This is a genomic window from Pseudomonas sp. B8(2017) (assembly GCF_002113575.1).
Taxonomy (GTDB): domain Bacteria; phylum Pseudomonadota; class Gammaproteobacteria; order Pseudomonadales; family Pseudomonadaceae; genus Aquipseudomonas; species Aquipseudomonas putida_Z.
This window is the reverse complement of the sequence record NZ_NEIO01000002.1, coordinates 68942-84378: the sequence shown is the minus strand read 5'-3', so window position 1 is coordinate 84378 and position 15437 is coordinate 68942. Positions and strand designations below refer to the sequence as shown.

14 protein-coding genes are annotated in these 15437 nt (G+C 63.6%); 1 reads left to right on the top strand and 13 read right to left on the bottom strand.

Features of this window, described 5'->3' with window-relative positions; all coding sequences use genetic code 11:
• Positions 1 to 43: 43 nt before the first annotated feature.
• From catA to CAG22_RS03820, 11 genes are all read right to left on the bottom strand, one after another.
• Entirely contained in the window at positions 44 to 958 is a 915-nt protein-coding gene (gene catA, locus CAG22_RS03870) for a catechol 1,2-dioxygenase (RefSeq protein ID WP_085704467.1), read from the bottom strand.
• A gap of 30 nt (positions 959 to 988) precedes the next feature.
• A complete protein-coding gene (locus CAG22_RS03865; protein ID WP_085589585.1) occupies positions 989 to 2338 on the bottom strand; it encodes an aromatic acid/H+ symport family MFS transporter in 1350 nt (449 codons plus the stop codon).
• Between the two features lie 58 nt (positions 2339 to 2396).
• Positions 2397 to 3158: a 1,6-dihydroxycyclohexa-2,4-diene-1-carboxylate dehydrogenase gene (locus CAG22_RS03860; protein WP_075045179.1), complete on the bottom strand. Its 762-nt coding sequence runs from the start codon at positions 3156 to 3158 to the stop codon at positions 2397 to 2399.
• Between the two features lie 145 nt (positions 3159 to 3303).
• Positions 3304 to 4314 carry a benzoate 1,2-dioxygenase electron transfer component BenC gene (gene benC, locus CAG22_RS03855; RefSeq protein WP_025339040.1) on the bottom strand — a complete coding sequence of 337 codons (1011 nt, stop codon included), beginning with the start codon at positions 4312 to 4314 and terminating at the stop codon, positions 3304 to 3306.
• 72 nt (positions 4315 to 4386) lie between these two features.
• Positions 4387 to 4872 carry a benzoate 1,2-dioxygenase small subunit gene (gene benB / locus CAG22_RS03850; protein WP_085704465.1) on the bottom strand — a complete coding sequence of 162 codons (486 nt, stop codon included), beginning with the start codon at positions 4870 to 4872 and terminating at the stop codon, positions 4387 to 4389.
• Positions 4869 to 6227, bottom strand: a complete 1359-nt coding sequence (gene benA, locus CAG22_RS03845; RefSeq protein WP_085704463.1) for a benzoate 1,2-dioxygenase large subunit — start codon at positions 6225 to 6227, stop codon at positions 4869 to 4871. Before benA ends, benB begins: the two co-directional genes overlap by 4 nt.
• Positions 6228 to 6386: 159 nt before the next feature.
• Entirely contained in the window at positions 6387 to 7343 is a 957-nt protein-coding gene (locus tag CAG22_RS03840; protein ID WP_085704461.1) for an AraC family transcriptional regulator, read from the bottom strand.
• A gap of 361 nt (positions 7344 to 7704) precedes the next feature.
• Complete coding sequence (locus tag CAG22_RS03835) at positions 7705 to 8760, bottom strand: GlxA family transcriptional regulator (protein ID WP_075045176.1); 1056 nt, start codon at positions 8758 to 8760, stop codon at positions 7705 to 7707.
• A 139-nt stretch (positions 8761 to 8899) separates the two neighbouring features.
• Positions 8900 to 9928 (bottom strand): glycine betaine/L-proline ABC transporter substrate-binding protein ProX, encoded by a 1029-nt coding sequence (gene proX / locus CAG22_RS03830; protein ID WP_085693205.1) that lies wholly within the window; start codon positions 9926 to 9928, stop codon positions 8900 to 8902.
• A 70-nt stretch (positions 9929 to 9998) separates the two neighbouring features.
• Positions 9999 to 10952 carry a glycine betaine/L-proline ABC transporter permease ProW gene (gene proW, locus CAG22_RS03825; protein WP_025339034.1) on the bottom strand — a complete coding sequence of 318 codons (954 nt, stop codon included), beginning with the start codon at positions 10950 to 10952 and terminating at the stop codon, positions 9999 to 10001.
• 19 nt (positions 10953 to 10971) lie between these two features.
• Positions 10972 to 12132, bottom strand: a complete 1161-nt coding sequence (locus CAG22_RS03820) for a glycine betaine/L-proline ABC transporter ATP-binding protein (RefSeq protein ID WP_025339033.1) — start codon at positions 12130 to 12132, stop codon at positions 10972 to 10974.
• A 418-nt stretch (positions 12133 to 12550) separates the two neighbouring features.
• Between CAG22_RS03820 and CAG22_RS03815 the strand changes: the two genes are divergently transcribed.
• On the top strand, positions 12551 to 13531 hold the full coding sequence (locus CAG22_RS03815; RefSeq protein ID WP_025339032.1) for a LysR family transcriptional regulator: 981 nt from the start codon (positions 12551 to 12553) through the stop codon (positions 13529 to 13531).
• A gap of 139 nt (positions 13532 to 13670) precedes the next feature.
• Here the strand turns inward: CAG22_RS03815 and CAG22_RS03810 are convergent, their stop codons facing one another.
• Together CAG22_RS03810 and hisN are read right to left on the bottom strand one after the other, a co-directional pair.
• On the bottom strand, positions 13671 to 14402 hold the full coding sequence (locus CAG22_RS03810) for a hypothetical protein (protein WP_085704903.1): 732 nt from the start codon (positions 14400 to 14402) through the stop codon (positions 13671 to 13673).
• A 225-nt stretch (positions 14403 to 14627) separates the two neighbouring features.
• Positions 14628 to 15419: a histidinol-phosphatase gene (gene hisN / locus CAG22_RS03805; protein WP_085693207.1), complete on the bottom strand. Its 792-nt coding sequence runs from the start codon at positions 15417 to 15419 to the stop codon at positions 14628 to 14630.
• Between the last annotated feature and the right edge of the window lie 18 nt (positions 15420 to 15437).

Here is a 15437-nt window from a genome sequence, read left to right as displayed (position 1 = left end):
CCTGTGGGAGCGGGCAAGCCCGCGAAGAAGCCAACCCGGTGGCTCAGGCCTCTTGCAAAGCCCGCGGCCGCCCACTGCGCTGCTCATCGGCACCGCCGTGGGCCCGCTGCAACTGGAAGTCGAACTTCAGTTCGGCATGCCGCCCCGCCTCGCCCTCGACGAACACCACCTCGCCCACCAGCCCATCCCGCGTGGCATAGGCAAAGTCATCCCACAGGTACTTGTCTCCGGCCAGGTTGATCTGCGTGGTCAGGTGTCGGTACCCCGGTGCCGAGATGAAGAAGTGCACATGCGCCGGACGCTGGCCGTGACGGCCGAGCAGGTCCAGGCACTCCTGGGTCGGCCCCTGTGGATCGCAGCCATACCCGGACGGCACGATGGAGCGTGCGCGGTAGCGCCCTTCGCCATCGGTGATGATGCGCCGGCGCAGGTTGTACTCGGACTGGCTCTGGTCGAAGAACGAATGGGTGCCACGGGTATTGGCATGCCACAGGTCGACCGTGGCCCCAGGCAACGGCCGCCCTTGTGGGTCGAGCACCTGGCCCTCGAGGTACATCGGCGTGGCCACGCCCTCCTCGCTACCGTCATCCATGCGCACTTCACCTTCGGCGATGGGCGCACCGGCCACGTACAGCGGGCCTTCGATGGTGCGTGGGGTGCCGCCGACCAGGCCTGCCTGCTGGTCCTTGGCATCCTGCAGCAGGTCGAGGAAGTGCTCGAGGCCCAACCCCGCCACCAGCAGCCCCGCCTCGCCGCGACCGCCCAGGCGGTTGAGGTAGTCGACGGCATGCCAGAACTCGTCCTCGCTGATTTCCAGGTCTTCGATCAGCCGCGCGGTCTCTTGCAGCAGGCGCTGCACGATGCGCTTCAGGCGCGGGCTGCCGGCATCGTTGCCAAAGCCTGCTGCCTCTTCGAAGAACTGCTGTACCTCGGCAGTGTGGGAAATTTTCACGGTCATGGTGGGTTACCTCATGTTGTTGTTCTGGAGTTACGCCTGCGCCGCAATGGCCTGGGCATGCCGACGGCCGCTGGCCAGGTGCACGGCCATGGCCAGCGCGGCAATTGCGCCGGGGATGGCGAAGGCGATGAAATTGAGTTGCAGGGGCAGGTTGATGCCCATCAGTGCGCCACCGAGCAGCGGGCCGACGATGGCGCCGTTACGGCCGATGCCCGAGGCCCAGCCCAGCCCGGTGGAACGCACCGATAGCCCGTACAGCTGGGCGGCGCCGGCATACAGCAGGATCTGCGTGCCGATGGTGGTGGCGCCGGCAATGAAGATCAGCAGGTACAGCACCGGCATCGGGCTGTTGACGCCCAGCAGGCTGATCGACAGCGCGGCGGCAATGAAGAACGCCACCTTGACCTTGACCAGGTTGTAGCGGTCGCCCAGCCAGCCGCCGAGGATCGCCCCGGCCATGCCGCCGAAGTTCAGCGCCAGCAGGAACGACAGGCTCGAGCCCAGGCTGTAGCCGGCGTTGGCCATCAGCTTCGGCAGCCAGGAACTGAGCGCGTAGACCATCAGCAGGCAGCAGAAGAACGCCAGCCACAGCGCCAGGGTGCGAATGGCCAGGCCATTGCGGAACAGTTCGACTACAGCGGTGAACTTACCGGCCCTTTCGCGGGACAAGCCCGCTCCCACAGGGGCGACCAGTACATCGTCAGGTTGCAGGTCGCAATCCGGGTCCAGCCGCTTGAGGAGCTTGCGGGCCTCGTCGGTACGGCCCTGGCGTACCAGGAAGCCGATCGATTCCGGGAGGTGGTAGAGGATCACCGGCAACAGCAGCAGTGGCACCGCTGCGGCGAAGAACATCGATTCCCAGCCGAAACGCGGCAGCATGAAGATGCCGACACCCGCCGAGAGCATGCCGCCCAGCGAGTAGCCACTGAACATGATCGCCACCAACGTGCTGCGCAGGCGCTTGGGCGCGTACTCGTTCATCAGTGCCACGGCGTTGGGCATCAGGCCGCCACAACCCAGGCCGGCGATGAAGCGGTAGATGCCGAACTCGCTCGGGCTGCTGGCAAAGCCGTTGAGGATGGTCGCCCCGGAGAACAAGGCGAAGCAGATGGCGATGCCCTTCTTGCGCCCGATGCGATCGGCCAGGCTGCCGAACGCCAGGGCGCCGAACATCATGCCGAACAGCGCATAGCTGCCCAGTGCACCGGCCTGCAACGGGGTCAGGCCCCACTCTTTCATGATGACCGGCAGTACCACGCCGTAGATGAACAGGTCATAGCCGTCGAAGATCAGCAGCAGGCCGCACCAGGCCATGACCATCCAGTGGAACGGGGTAAAGCGCGCGTTATCGATGATCGGGTGTACGTCAAGGGTTCGCATGGCATCTGTCGCTCTTGTTTTTGTTGTGAAAGAAAGCTCTTTGCCTTGTGGGTGCCGCTCAGCCGAGGTCGCCGCCCCCTACCGGCAAGGTCACGCCGGTGATGTACGAGGCTTCGTCGGAAGCGAGGAACAGGATCGCGCCGACCTGCTCGTCGATGCTGCCGTAGCGGTGCATCAGGCTGCTGTCGAGGGTCTGGTCGACGATCTGCTGGTACCAGTGCCTTTCCTGTTCGGTCTGCTCGGCACTGTTGCGCGGCACGCGCCGGGGTGGCGCCTCGGTGCCGCCGGGAGCGGTGGCGTTGACCCGGATGCCCCGGCCGGCGGTTTCGAAGGCCAGGCACGCAGTCAGCGCGTTGACGCCGCCCTTGGCCGCGCCATAGGGCACGCGGTTGACGCCACGGGTGGCGATGGACGAGACGTTGACGATGGCGCCGCTGCCGCGTTCGAGCATGTACGGCAGTGCGGCATGGCAGCACCACAGGGTGGGGAACAACGAACGGCGTACTTCGGCTTCGATCTGGTCCACTTCGTAGTGTTCGAAGGGCTTGGCCCAGATGGTGCCGCCGACGTTGTTGACCAGGATGTCGAGGCGGCCGAATGCTTCAACCGCGCTGGCCATGACCCGGGCGCAGTCGGCGTGTTGTTCCAGGTCGGCGGTGAGGGTGAGCATGCCCTCGCCGGCGAGTTCGTGAACCAGTTCGGAGCGGTCTACCGCGACCACTTGCGCGCCTTCGGCCTTGAGCCGCCAGCACACGCCACGGCCGATGCCCTGGGCGGCACCGGTGACCAGGGCGACCTTGCCTTGGAATCGGTTGTTCATATCCATCTCTCCGGTTCGCCACAGTTCCTGTGGGAGCGGGCATGCCCGCGAATGCGTCCGACCAGACAAAGTTGTTGAACCTGCTGGCCTCTTCGCGGGCACGCCCGCTCCCACAGGGTCGGCGTATTACTTGGAATAAAAGGAATCAGGCCGCCGCCGCGAACTTCTCGTAGTAGAAGTTCGCCGGGGTAATGCCCTGCTCGCGCACGTACTGGCTGACCGCCTCGACCATCGGTGGCGGGCCGCACAGGTACACATCCACATCGCCGTCGTTGAGGTGGCGCGGTTCGATGTGCTGGGTCACGTAGCCCTTCTGCGGGTACTGGCTGTCCGGGTTGGCCACGCAGGCGCTGAAGGTGAAGTTGGGGATGCGCGCCGCCAGCGCCTGCAGGCGGTCGAGCTCGACCAGGTCGAAGTCGTTGGTCACGCCGTAGATCAGGTGCAGCGGGTGCTCGCTGCCCTGCTCGGCGATCTTCTCCAGCATCGCCGTGAACGGCGCCAGGCCGGTGCCACCGGCCAGCAGCAGCAGCGGACGCTGGATCGGCCGCAGGTAGAAGCTGCCCAGCGGACCGGCCAGGGTCATGCTGTCGCCGGCCTTGGCCAGGTTGGTCAGGAAGCTGCTCATCAGCCCGCCCGGCACGTTGCGGATCAGGAAGCTGACCTCGCCGTCCTTCTGCAGCGAGCTGAACGAATAGGCGCGGCTCTGCTCGCTGCCCGGCACCTTGAGGTTGACATACTGCCCCGGCAGGAAAGCCAGGCGGCTGAGGGCCTCGCCCTTGATCGACAGGGCAATGGTGCTGGCCGACAGCTGGCGGACATCGCTGATGGCGGCCTCGAAGCTGGCCTGCTCGGTCTTGCACAGCTGCGACGAGGCCGGGATGCGGATGACGCAGTCGCTTTCGGCGCGCATCTGGCAGGTCAGTACGTAGCCTTCGGCGACTTCGTCTTCGCTCAGGGCATCTTCGATGAAGTTGTCGCCCAGGTCATAGCGCCCGGACTCGGCCTTGCACTTGCAAGTACCGCAGGCGCCGTCGCGGCAGTCCAGCGGGATGTTGATGCCCTGGCGGTAAGCGGCGTCGGCCACGGTTTCATGGCCGGTGGCCTCGATGAAGCGGGTCACCCCGTCTTCGAAATTCAGTGCGATCTGGTAGCTCATGTTGCACCTCGCGGGCGAGCCGGGCCACGGCACGTCGCAGGACGCACCGGGCAGCGCTCGCAAAACCCTGGATCAGATGTGGTAGATGTCGATGACCTGGCGCACGTAGTCGTTCTTCAGCACCACCTTCTTGGCCTTGATCAGCGGCTGTTCGCCGCGCAGGTCGAGGGTGTAGAAGCTGGTGCCGAAGTAACTGTCGGTGGTCTTGTAGCGGAAGCTCAGGGTGTGCCAGTTGAAGCGCACCTGGCAGCTGCCCTCGCCCTGCTCGACGATCTCGATGTTGCTGATGTTGTGCGAGGTGCGGGTGTCGGGCACGGTCGCACTGGAGCGCTCGGTCTTGATGCGGAACACCCGGTCTTCCAGGCCGCCACGGTTGCCGTACCAGATCAGCGAGATTTCGCTTTGTGGGTCTTCGGTAAGAGTGTCGTCATCGTCCCAGCTCGGCATCCAGAAGCTGGCATCACTGGCGTACAGCTCCAGCCACTGATCCCACTGGGCATCGTCCAGGTAGCGCGCTTCGCGGTAGAGAAAATCGCGCACGGCTTCATAAAGGCTCATTGCACGGCCTCCACGGGGATCAGTTGCTGTTCGTCCTTCAGGGCCTGGATCATGGTGTCCTGCCAGTACTTGTGCTGCAGCACGAACAGGCCTTCGTCCTCGGTGCGTACGCCCGACAGCAGCGGCTTGAGTTCGATTTCCCTGGCCGCCTCGTCGGCGCCTTCCACCCAGTGCGCAGCGCCGCGGGACATGTCGTTCCAGCCGGTGCCGCCGCCGTAGCCGGTCTGGCACGAGCGGAACTCTTCCAGGTCATCCGGGGTGGCCATGCCGCTGACGTTGAAGAAGTCTTCGTACTGGCGGATGCGCTTGGCGCGGGCATCGGCGCTCTCGCCTTTCGGCGCGATGCAGTAGATGGTGATTTCGGTCTTGTTCACCGAAATCGGCCGGGCAACACGGATCTGCGAGCTGAACTGGTCCATCAGGTACACGTTGGGGTACAGGCAGAGGTTGCGCGAGTTCTCGATCATCCAGTCGGCACGGGCCTGGCCGAAGTCGGCAGCCAGTTGGTCGCGGCGCTCGTAGGCCGGGCGGTCCTCGGGGTTGGCCCAGCGGGTCCACAGCAGCAGGTGGCCGTGGTCGAAGGAGTAGAAGCCACCGCCCTGCTTGGCCCAGGCGCCGGCACTCATGGTCTTGATCTCTTCACCCGCCTCGCGCTGCTTGCGCTGGTTCTGGGTGGCGGCGTAGTTCCAGTGCACGGAACTGACGTGGTAGCCGTCGGCGCCGTTCTCGGCAGTGAGCTTCCAGTTGCCTTCGTAGATGTACGAGCTGGCACCGCGCAGCACTTCCAGGCCTTCCGGCGACTGGTCGACGATCATGTCGATGATCTTGGCCGACTCGCCCAGGTGCTCGACCAGCGGCTTGACGTCGGCATTCAGGCTGCCGAACAGGAAGCCACGGTACGACTCGAAGCGCGCCACCTTGGTCAGGTCGTGGGAGCCGTCGCAGTTGAAGCTGTCGGGGTAGCCGGCGTTGCTTGGGTCTTTGACCTTGAGCAGCTTGCCGCTGTTGTTGAAGGTCCAGCCGTGGAACGGGCAGGTGTAGCTGGAGCGGTTGCCGCGCTTATGCCGGCAGAGCATGGCGCCGCGGTGGCTGCAGGCGTTGAGGAAGGCATTGAGCTCACCGTCCTTGTTGCGCGCGATGAAGATCGGCTGGCGCCCCATGGTCAGGGTGAGGAAGTCGTTTTTCTCGGGGATCTGGCTTTCATGGGCCAGGTAGATCCAGTTGCCCTCGAAGATGTGTTTCATCTCCAGGTCGAACAGGCGTGGGTCGGTGAACATCTCGCGCTTGCAGCGGTAGATGCCCTTTTCACGGTCGTCCTCGAGCAAGGCATTGAGGTAGTCGAATCCCAGGGACATGGCCAGGGTCTCCCTTGTTATTGTTTAGACCTGGTCAGGTTAGGGATTGGTATTGGGCGGGAATATCCGGTTTGTGCGCGGTGCTATCCGTTTTGTGCAGGCTGGTGTTTCTGCGGGGCCCTAGGGGAGCGGGTTCACCCGCGAAGAGGCCGGTGCGGCTCAGCGACGATTACGCAAGGTTTCCGAGGGCAACTCGCCAAACTGCTGCCGATACACCTCGGAAAACCGCCCCAGGTGCATGAAGCCATAATCCATGGCCAGTTCGGTCACGCTGCGTACCGCGCAACTGGCATCACCCAGGCAGGCATGTACCTGCTCCAGCTTGCGCTGGCGCACATACTGCTTGGGCGTGGTCTGCAGATGCCGGTCGAACAATGCATACAACGAGCGCAGGCTCATGCACGCCTGCTCCGCCAGTGCTTCAGCTGTCAGTTCAAGCTTCAGGTTGCGGTCGATGTGCTCGATGATCCGTTCAAGACTTGCACCCGGCGAACCCAGGCTTTCGCGACGGATATTGGTGCTCATCAAGGTCAGCAGCTTGCTGGCGACGATCTGGCTGTAATGGCCCTGCACCCTGGGCAGCGAATCGCTCACCTCTGCCTCCTGGCAGACCATGGCCAGCAGGTTGACGAACCCGTCCAGCTCGTCCAGCCGGTAATGGTTGCGCAAGAACCGCACCCCGCCATCAGGGCGGTGCCAGCGCTGTTCGTCGCAGATCGAGTCCAGTAGCCGGGTCGGCACCTTGAGGATGAATTTTTCGCAGTCTTCCGAGTAGGTCAAGTCAACCGGGTCGTCAGGGTTGATCAGCAACAGTTCACCTGGCACCAGATGGTGCTCGCGCTTGTGCCCACGCCACAGGCAGTTGCCGTTGAGCAGCACCTGCAGGTGGTAGATGGTTTCCAGTGCCGGCGAGGTAACGCGCACGCTGCCGCCGTAGCTGATGCGGCACAGGTCGAGTTCGGCGAACTTGCGGTGGCTGAGGCTGGCTTGCGGATGAGTGGTGCGGGACAGACCGATGCAATGCTGGCCTACATGCTGGTTGACATAATCGGACACAGCATAAGGGTCGGCGTGATGAAACACGCTACTGCGCTCGCTCAGCAGGCGGCTTTCCATAGGCAAGGCACTCGGATCGTTATTGTTCTGGTCGCCGCTTCCTACGGCCCGGCGGGCTGTGGTTGCGGTCGTCACGGTCATTCTATCGAGCCGGCTGCGGGTCGCGGGGGCAGGCGACAACCGGTGGATGGGCACACTTAAGCAAAAAGGCGGGGGTTGGGCAATGCGACCTTGGGAATGGATGGGCGGATAGCGGACAGCCAGGACAGGGGCAGTGTTCGTTTATCGAACGGTGTTTTCCTGTGCCGGCCTCTTCGCGGGCTTGCCCGCTCCCACAGGATCGCCGCAGCCCTCTGGGCCTGTGCAAGACTCTGTGGGAGCGGGCAAGCCCGCGAAGAGGCCGGCACAAACAGTAGATAACTCAGTGCACAGCCACATCCTGCCGCCCTGCCCACCCTTGGCTCCTTGCCCGGTACTGCCGCGGAGCAATGGCGAACAGCTCACGGAAGCGCCGGTAGAAATGCGGGAAGCTGACAAACCCGCTGGCCACCGCCACTTCGGTCAATGACTTGCTGGTGTGCTGCAGCAACTGCCGTGCATGGGTCAACCGCAGCTCCAGATAGTAACGCGGCGGTGTGGCCTGTACATGCCGGCGGAACAGGCGCTCCAGATGCCGCCTGGACAAACCGGCATGCTCGGCGATCTCGTCGATGCCGATCGGGTCTTCGATATTGGCGTGCATCAGCTCCAGGGCCAGGCGCACGCCGTTGGGCAGGCTGGGGTCGATTTCCGGCGAGCTGGCAGGTGCATCACTCAGTACCCGCGCCCGGTCGCACGCCAGCATCTGCTCTACGGCGCGGCGCAACGCTACGCCACCGCACTGTTCAAGCAGCGCCAGCATCATGTCCAGGGCGCTACTGGCGCCCGCGCAGCTCATGCGCCGGCGGTCCAGCACATGGGCCTGGCGGCTGATGCGCACCTTGGGGAACAGCTCGCTCATCATCGCCCGGCCATCGGGGTGGAAGGCGCAATCATGGTCGTTGAGCAATCCCGCTTCGGCCAGGAAGTAGGCACCGTTCCACAATCCGCCCAGCTGGCAGCCGTGCTGGTCGGCCTGGCGCAGCCTGGCGCGCAGCAGCGGTGCTGTTTCCAGGCGCACACGGAAGCCGCCACACACCAGCAGGCAGTCCAGGCCTTGCACCTCCAGGTCGGCCAGCTGGGTGTTGATCGGCAGGGCGATGCCAAGGTCACTCATCACCTGGGTACCCTCACCCACTACCTGAATCTGGAACAACGGCGTGGCACTCATCAGGTTGGCGGTGACCAGACTGTCCATGGCGGCGGTGAAGGCCATCATCGAGAAGTGCTCGCGCAGGACGAAGGCGACACGCTGGCATGGCATCGACAGCGAAGTGCGGATGGCCGGGTCCAGGTGGGCCAGGTTGGTGTTCTTGAGGATGCTTTCGAAGTGGCTCATGGCTTTAACTCTACTGCGGAAATCGCGGTGGCCTCTTCGCGGGCTTGCCCGCTCCCACAGGGAAACCACAGTACTCAAGCCTGTGGTGATCCTGTGGGAGCGGGCAAGCCCGCGAAGAAGCCAGCACTGATGGAACAGGTTACTTGCTGGCCTGTGCAGCCGCGTCACGCGATGCCTGCAGCCACTGGTCGAACTGCTGGCGGTGCGCCGCTACCCATTCCTTGGCATGGCGGGTGATGTCGGCAGGCTTCTTCTCGCCCTGCTGCATCTTCAGGTTCTGGTTGCTCTCGTCGTCGGTGCTGATCTGCACCAGCGACAGGAACTTCAGCGCTGCCGGGTTCTCTTCGGCAAAGTCCTTGTTCAGCACGGCCACCACCTTGTCGATGGCAAAGCCGAGGTTTTTGCCGTGGTACATCGTGTCGACATCATTCTTGCCATCCGGCAGGTCGGTCTTCGGCACTTCCAGCCAGACCACGTCCTTGCCCTCGACCAGCACGCTGGCGATCCACTGTGGCACCCAGGTGAAGTAGAAGATCGGCTTGCCTTCCTTGTAACGGGTGATGGTGTCGGCCATCAGCGCGAAGTACGAGCCCTGGTTGACGGTGATGCTCTTGTCCAGGTCGTAGGCTTTCATGTGGTGGGCAATCACCAGCTCGCAACCCCAGCCCGGGTTGCAACCGGTCATGTCGGCCTTGCCGTCACCGTCGGTGTCGAACAGCTTGGCGATCTCTGGCTTTTTGAGGTCGGTGATGTACTTGATGTTGTACTGGTCAGCGGTTTTCTTGTCGATCAGGTAGCCTTGGGCCACGCCCGGCAGAATGTCGCCGGTCTTGACCATCACATCGTCACCACCGGCCTGCTGGTAAAACTGGTTGTGCAGTTTGTCCCACAGGTGCACGGTGAAGTCGGCATCGCCGTTGGCCAGGGCCACCATCATCACGCCGTACTCGGTCTCCTTCGGCTCCTGGACCTTGTAGCCCAGCTCGCGCAGGCCTTCCATGGCCACTTCGCCACGGAAGCGCTCTTCGGCGATGGAGGGGAAGATCGGCGTAACCTTCACGCCCTCCCCCGGTTTTTCGGCCGAGGCGTGCGCGCCCAGCGCGGCTGCCACCAGGGTCAGCGCAGTGGCGCATTTGAGGATGCTGCGGGAGAACTTGGATTCGTGCATCGTCGCTTACCTTCTTCTGATTTTTATCTTCAAGTGCGGCAGATCGAACGTCTCAAAAGCCTTGCAGTGCTCAGGCGGTCTTGCGCCGCCCTTGCGGTTGCGCCACGCCACACAGGCGCATGACCACGCCTACCGGGCCGGTGTGGTACCAGCGCAGGCTCGGGTCGGCGCTGGTGCGGGCGCCCATGGCCTGGGTCAGGCGGTCAAGGAAGATCGCCAGCAGCACCAGCCCTACGCCACCGACCGTGGCCAGGCCCATGTCGAGGCGGCCGATACCGCGCAGGACCATCTGGCCCAGGCCGCCGACGGAAATCATCGAGGCGATCACCACCATCGACAGCGACAGCATCAAGGTCTGGTTGAGGCCGGCCATGATGGTCGAGGTGGCCAACGGCAGTTGCACGCGGGTCAGCATCTGCCGCGGCGTGCAGCCGAAGGCACGGGCGGCCTCGATCTTGTCTTCCGGCACCTGGCGAATGCCCAGGTTGGTCAGGCGCACCAGTGGCGGCAGGGCGAACACGATGGTCACCAGCACGCCGGGCACGTTGCCGATGCCGAACAGCATCACCACCGGTACCAGATAGACGAAGGCCGGCAGGGTCTGCATGGCGTCGAGCAGCGGGCGGATGATGCGCTCCAGGCGGTCGCTGCGGGCACACAGGATGCCAAGCGGTATGCCGATGACCGCGCAGAAGAATACCGAGGTCAGCACCAGCGCCAGGGTGGTCATCGACTCGGCCCATACGCCGATCAGGCCGAGCAGGGTCAGGGTGACGAAGCACAGCACGGCCATGCGCTTGCCGGCCAGCTGCCAGCCCAGCAGCGACGAGAGAATGATGCCGATGGTGGGTGGGATGCTCTGCAGGGTGAACTCGATGCCATTGAGCACCTGGTCGATCGGCCAGCGGATGGCGCGGAACACCTCGCGGAAGTTGTGCACCAGGAAGTTCAGGGTGGCGGTGACCCAGTCGCCCAAGGGGATGGTGGCCGCCTGGAACGGGTCGAGAATGCTGAATTCGGACATGAGGGTGTACCTCTGGGTATTAGTGGCGGCTCAGGGTCTGCAACAGCTCGTTCTTCGACAGCGTGCCCTTGAAGGCGCCCTGGCGGTCGAGCACCGGTACCGGGTACGGCAGGTCGGCCGCCACCCCGAGCACTTCGTGCAGTGGCGTATCGGTGTACACCGGGCACTGCTCGTGCAGGCTGTAACGCTCACTGGCGGTAGCGCCGTTGGCGTCGGTGTCGACCACGCCCAGCAACTGCCCGCGGTCGTCGACCAGGTAGCCGAACGGCACGCCGGCCTGGAAGCTCGGTGCCTTGCCGTTGACCTTGCACACCACCGCCGGGTCGAACTTGGCCACATCACCGGCCTTGAGCACCCGCGAGCTGTCGAAGCTCTTGAAGAAGGTGCGCACGTAGTCGTTGGCCGGCTGGTTGATCAGCTCCTGCGGGGTGCCGATCTGCACCACGCGGCCACCTTCCATGATCGCGATGCGATGGCCGATGCGGATGGCTTCCTCGATGTCGTGGGAAATGAAGATGATGGTGCGCTGCTGCTCGGCCTGCAGGCGGATCAGCTCGCCCTGCATCTCGCTGCGGATCAGCGGGTCGAGCGCGGAGAACGCCTCGTCCATCAGCAGGATCGCCGGGTCGTTGGCCAGGGCCCGGGCCAGGCCTACACGCTGCTGCATGCCGCCAGACAACTGGTGCGGGTAGCTGTTTTCATGGCCGGCCAGGCCAACCTGGCTCAATGCTTCACGGGCGCGGCTGTGGCGTTCGGCCTCCGCTACGCCGGCAATTTCCAGGCCGAACGCGGTGTTTTCCAGCACGCTCATGTGCGGCATCAGCGCAAAGGACTGGAACACCATGCCCATTTCCTTGCGGCGCACATCCAGCAGGGCTTTGTCGGAGAGCCCGGTGATTTCCTTGCCGTTGAGGTGAATGCTGCCGGAGGTGGGCTCGATCAGGCGGTTGAACAGCCGCACCATGGTCGACTTGCCCGAACCGGACAGGCCCATGATGACGAAGATTTCGCCACGCTTGACGGAAAAGCTTGCATCGAACACGCCGACGACGTGGCCGGTCTTGCTGAAGATTTCGTTCTTGTCGGCCCCCTTGCGGAGCATCTCCATGGCCATGTTCGGGTTGGGACCGAACACTTTGAAGATGTTTTTTACCGAAAGAATCTCATCGGCATGGCTCATACGACCCTCTTTATTATGCTTATTAACCAATCTTTCAACATCGCACTTTCAATAAGGCGGGTAGAGATCAGTGCGAGTACGCTTGGCAGTCCGTTCAAATTCGAACGTGAGTCAAAACCGGCACGCAGAATGTCCTGCTTCAAAGTTGTCCGACTATCGATGTCTCGAATGTCGCGCCGTGGGTTTAACGTTAGGCCTTGATCCAGAGCGGGTCCAACGACATTTGTTTCACGCAAACCATTACCTGAAGTTATCAATCAGGGCCTGAGCCCCGAGCCACAGCCTGGCGCAGTGCGCTTGAATGCAGGCGCAGCCTTGTGCAGCGAAGAGACCGGCTCATACACTTGAGCCATGGGTGCCTGTAGGGGCCCTTTCGCAGCACAAGACTGCTCCTACAAAGGACCTGCACCCCACCGACATGGTCAGACACTCCGAACCCGATCAGACGCTGATCAAGATGCCCTCGCTGCGTGCGGTCAAAGTCTTCGTCGCCGCCGCCAAGTACCAGAACTTCACCCGCGCCGCCGAGGCGCTGTGCGTGACCCAGGCAGCGGTCAGCCGGCAAATCCGCGAACTGGAAACCTACCTGGGCGCCGAGTTGTTCACCCGCGTGGGCCGTGCGGTGGAGCTGACGGTGGCCGGCTCGATCTTCTTCGATGCGGTGCAGTTGTCGTTCGTCAACATTTCCCAGGCTGCCGAGCGCATTCGCAGCAACACCAACAGCAAGCAGGTGGTCACCCTTTGCTGTTCACCGGCCTTCGCCGCCTTGTGGATGGGGCCGCGGATGCCGAGGTTCTTCGATGAGAACCCGGACATCGACATCAACCTGGTGACCACGCAGAACTTCCTGGCCATGGAGCCCGGGGTGCGCCCGGACATCTACATCACCAAACTGGGCAAGGTGCAGGCGGGCTACAGCTCGCACCAGCTCAACCACGATGTGATCTACCCGGTGTGCACGCCGCTGTACCTGGCGCAGCACCCGGAGGTGCGTACCCTGCAGGGGCTGCGTGATGGCACATTGTTGAACCTCAGCCCTTATGGCCGCTCGCAGGTGGCCGAGCACGTGGACTGGAACGTTTGGCTGGCGTTCCATGACATCGACCTGAAAAGCCGCGCCAACACCGGCCCGCACTTCTTCAATGCCAACGATTACAACCTGCTGGTGCAGCTGGCCCTGGGTGGCCAGGGCGTGGCGCTGGGCTGGCACCACCTGGTAGAGCCGCTGGTGGCCCAAGGGCTGCTGGCAAGGCCGGTGGAAGAGGAACTGGTGCTCAAGGATACCTTCCACTTCCTGGCGTTCAACGAAGACAAGGACCATGACTCCAGTTGCTGCCGCTTGCGGGACTGGTTGCTGGCGGAGTTTCAGCCGTTGCTGGAGTCGTTGCGTACCCGCTGAATGTCGGTTGCCTGTGCTGGCCCCTTCGCGGGCACGCCCGCTCCCACAGGGATATCACCAGCCTGAAGTGCGATGAAGTACCTGTGAGAGCGGGCATGCCCGCGAAGAGGCCGGTACAGGCAACCCGGAACCGCCCACTTCACTGCACTGGCAGGAAGTTCATCAACAGCAGGCTTTGCGCATAATTCAAGCCAATCCGCCTGTACCGCTCATCCAGCAACTCCGCCAGCAAGTCCAGCCGTGCCACGATCTTGCCGAACTCCACGGCAAAACTCAGGTTGCTGCCCTCTTCCGAGATTTCGTTGGAGAACAACAGCAGCACGCCGTTGGCATCCTGCCGCTGGCTCAACATCCAGGTGGCCTTCTCGATATTGCGCGCCGCGTTGTTGATGAACAGCGGGTCGATGGTATCGGTCATGTAGAACTCGGTACGGCCGCCGTGCGCGGTGATCAGCATGCTGCCGATGGCGTAGATGAAGGCGCCGACCCGGTCACCGCGAAACTCGGGGCTCAGGGCATAGCTCAAGGCGGCCAGGTCGCGACGGTTGCCCAGTTGCGGCAAGGGCTGGCGTTGTTCGATGGCGATACGGATCTGCCGCTCGGCAGTGGCAGCGTCCACGTAGCCGGACAGCTTCCACTGGTTGGGGTTGCGCAGGTAAAGCTTGTTCATCAGCAGGTACAAGCTCTGCAGATTGTCGCGCATGGACAGCGTGGCCAGGCGGTCGACGCTGGTCTGGAACAGTTCGCTGGGCTTGCCGTTGCCGAGCTGGTTGACCATGTCGCGACCCTGCTGCTGGGTGCAGGCGCACAGGCACGTGAGGGTGCCTGCCAATAGCAGGCGGAGGAAGAATTTTGGCTTGCTTGCAACCATCGGCACCGGGTCGATATTCGGCGGCCGCACCGGGGATCAGTGTGGCCTGGCCAAACATAGAGCCCGGAAATTGGAAAAAGTGCGGTGATCGGGGGGGGTGGATACCTGTGCCGGCCTCTTCGCGGGCTTGCCCGCTCCCACAGGGACCGCACAGCCCGCAGCACCTGTGATGAACCTGTGGGAGCGGGCAAGCCCGCGAAGGGGCCGGCACAAGCAACACATCGATCACATGGCGTGACGCAACATCTCCACCACCTGTGCATGCAGCGCCGGGTCACCACAGGCCACCACGCACCCGCCATTCTGCGCGCTGCTGCCATCCCACGCCGTGATCACCCCGCCCGCCCCTTCAATGATCGGCATCAGCGCCTGCACGTCATACGGCTGCAGGCTCGCCTCGACGATCACGTCGACAAACCCGGAAGCCAGCATGCAGTAGGCATAGCAATCGCCACCGTAGCGCATCAGGCGCGCCTTGCCGGCAACGGCCTCGAACGCAGCCTTGCGCGCGGCGGTATCGAACATGTCCGGGGTGGTGCACATCAGCGTGGCCGAGGCCAGGTCGGCACAGGCGCGGGTCTGCAACGGCGTACCGCTGCGCCAGGCGCCTTCCGGTGTGCCGACAAAGCGTTCGCCGGTGAACGGCTGGTTCATCACCCCTACCACCGGGCGCGTGCCGTCGTTCAGGGCAATCAGCGTGCCCCACAGCGGCAGGCCGGTGATGAAGGCACGGGTACCGTCGATCGGGTCGAGCACCCAGGTCAGCGGGCTGCTGCCGACTGCCACGCCGGCCTCTTCACCGAGGATGCCGTGGTCGGGATAGCGGGCCTGGATCAGCTCGCGCATGGCGTCCTCGGCTGCCTTGTCGGCCACGGTCACCGGGTCGTACAGGCGCCCACCCTTGTCCTCGACGTCCAGGCTGGCGCGAAAGTATGGCTTGATCGCCACGGCAGCAGCATCGGCCAGCTGCTCGGCAAAGGCGCGGAATTCGCCGATCTGTTCAGCACTCAGGGACATGGGGCGGGCCTCGTGAAA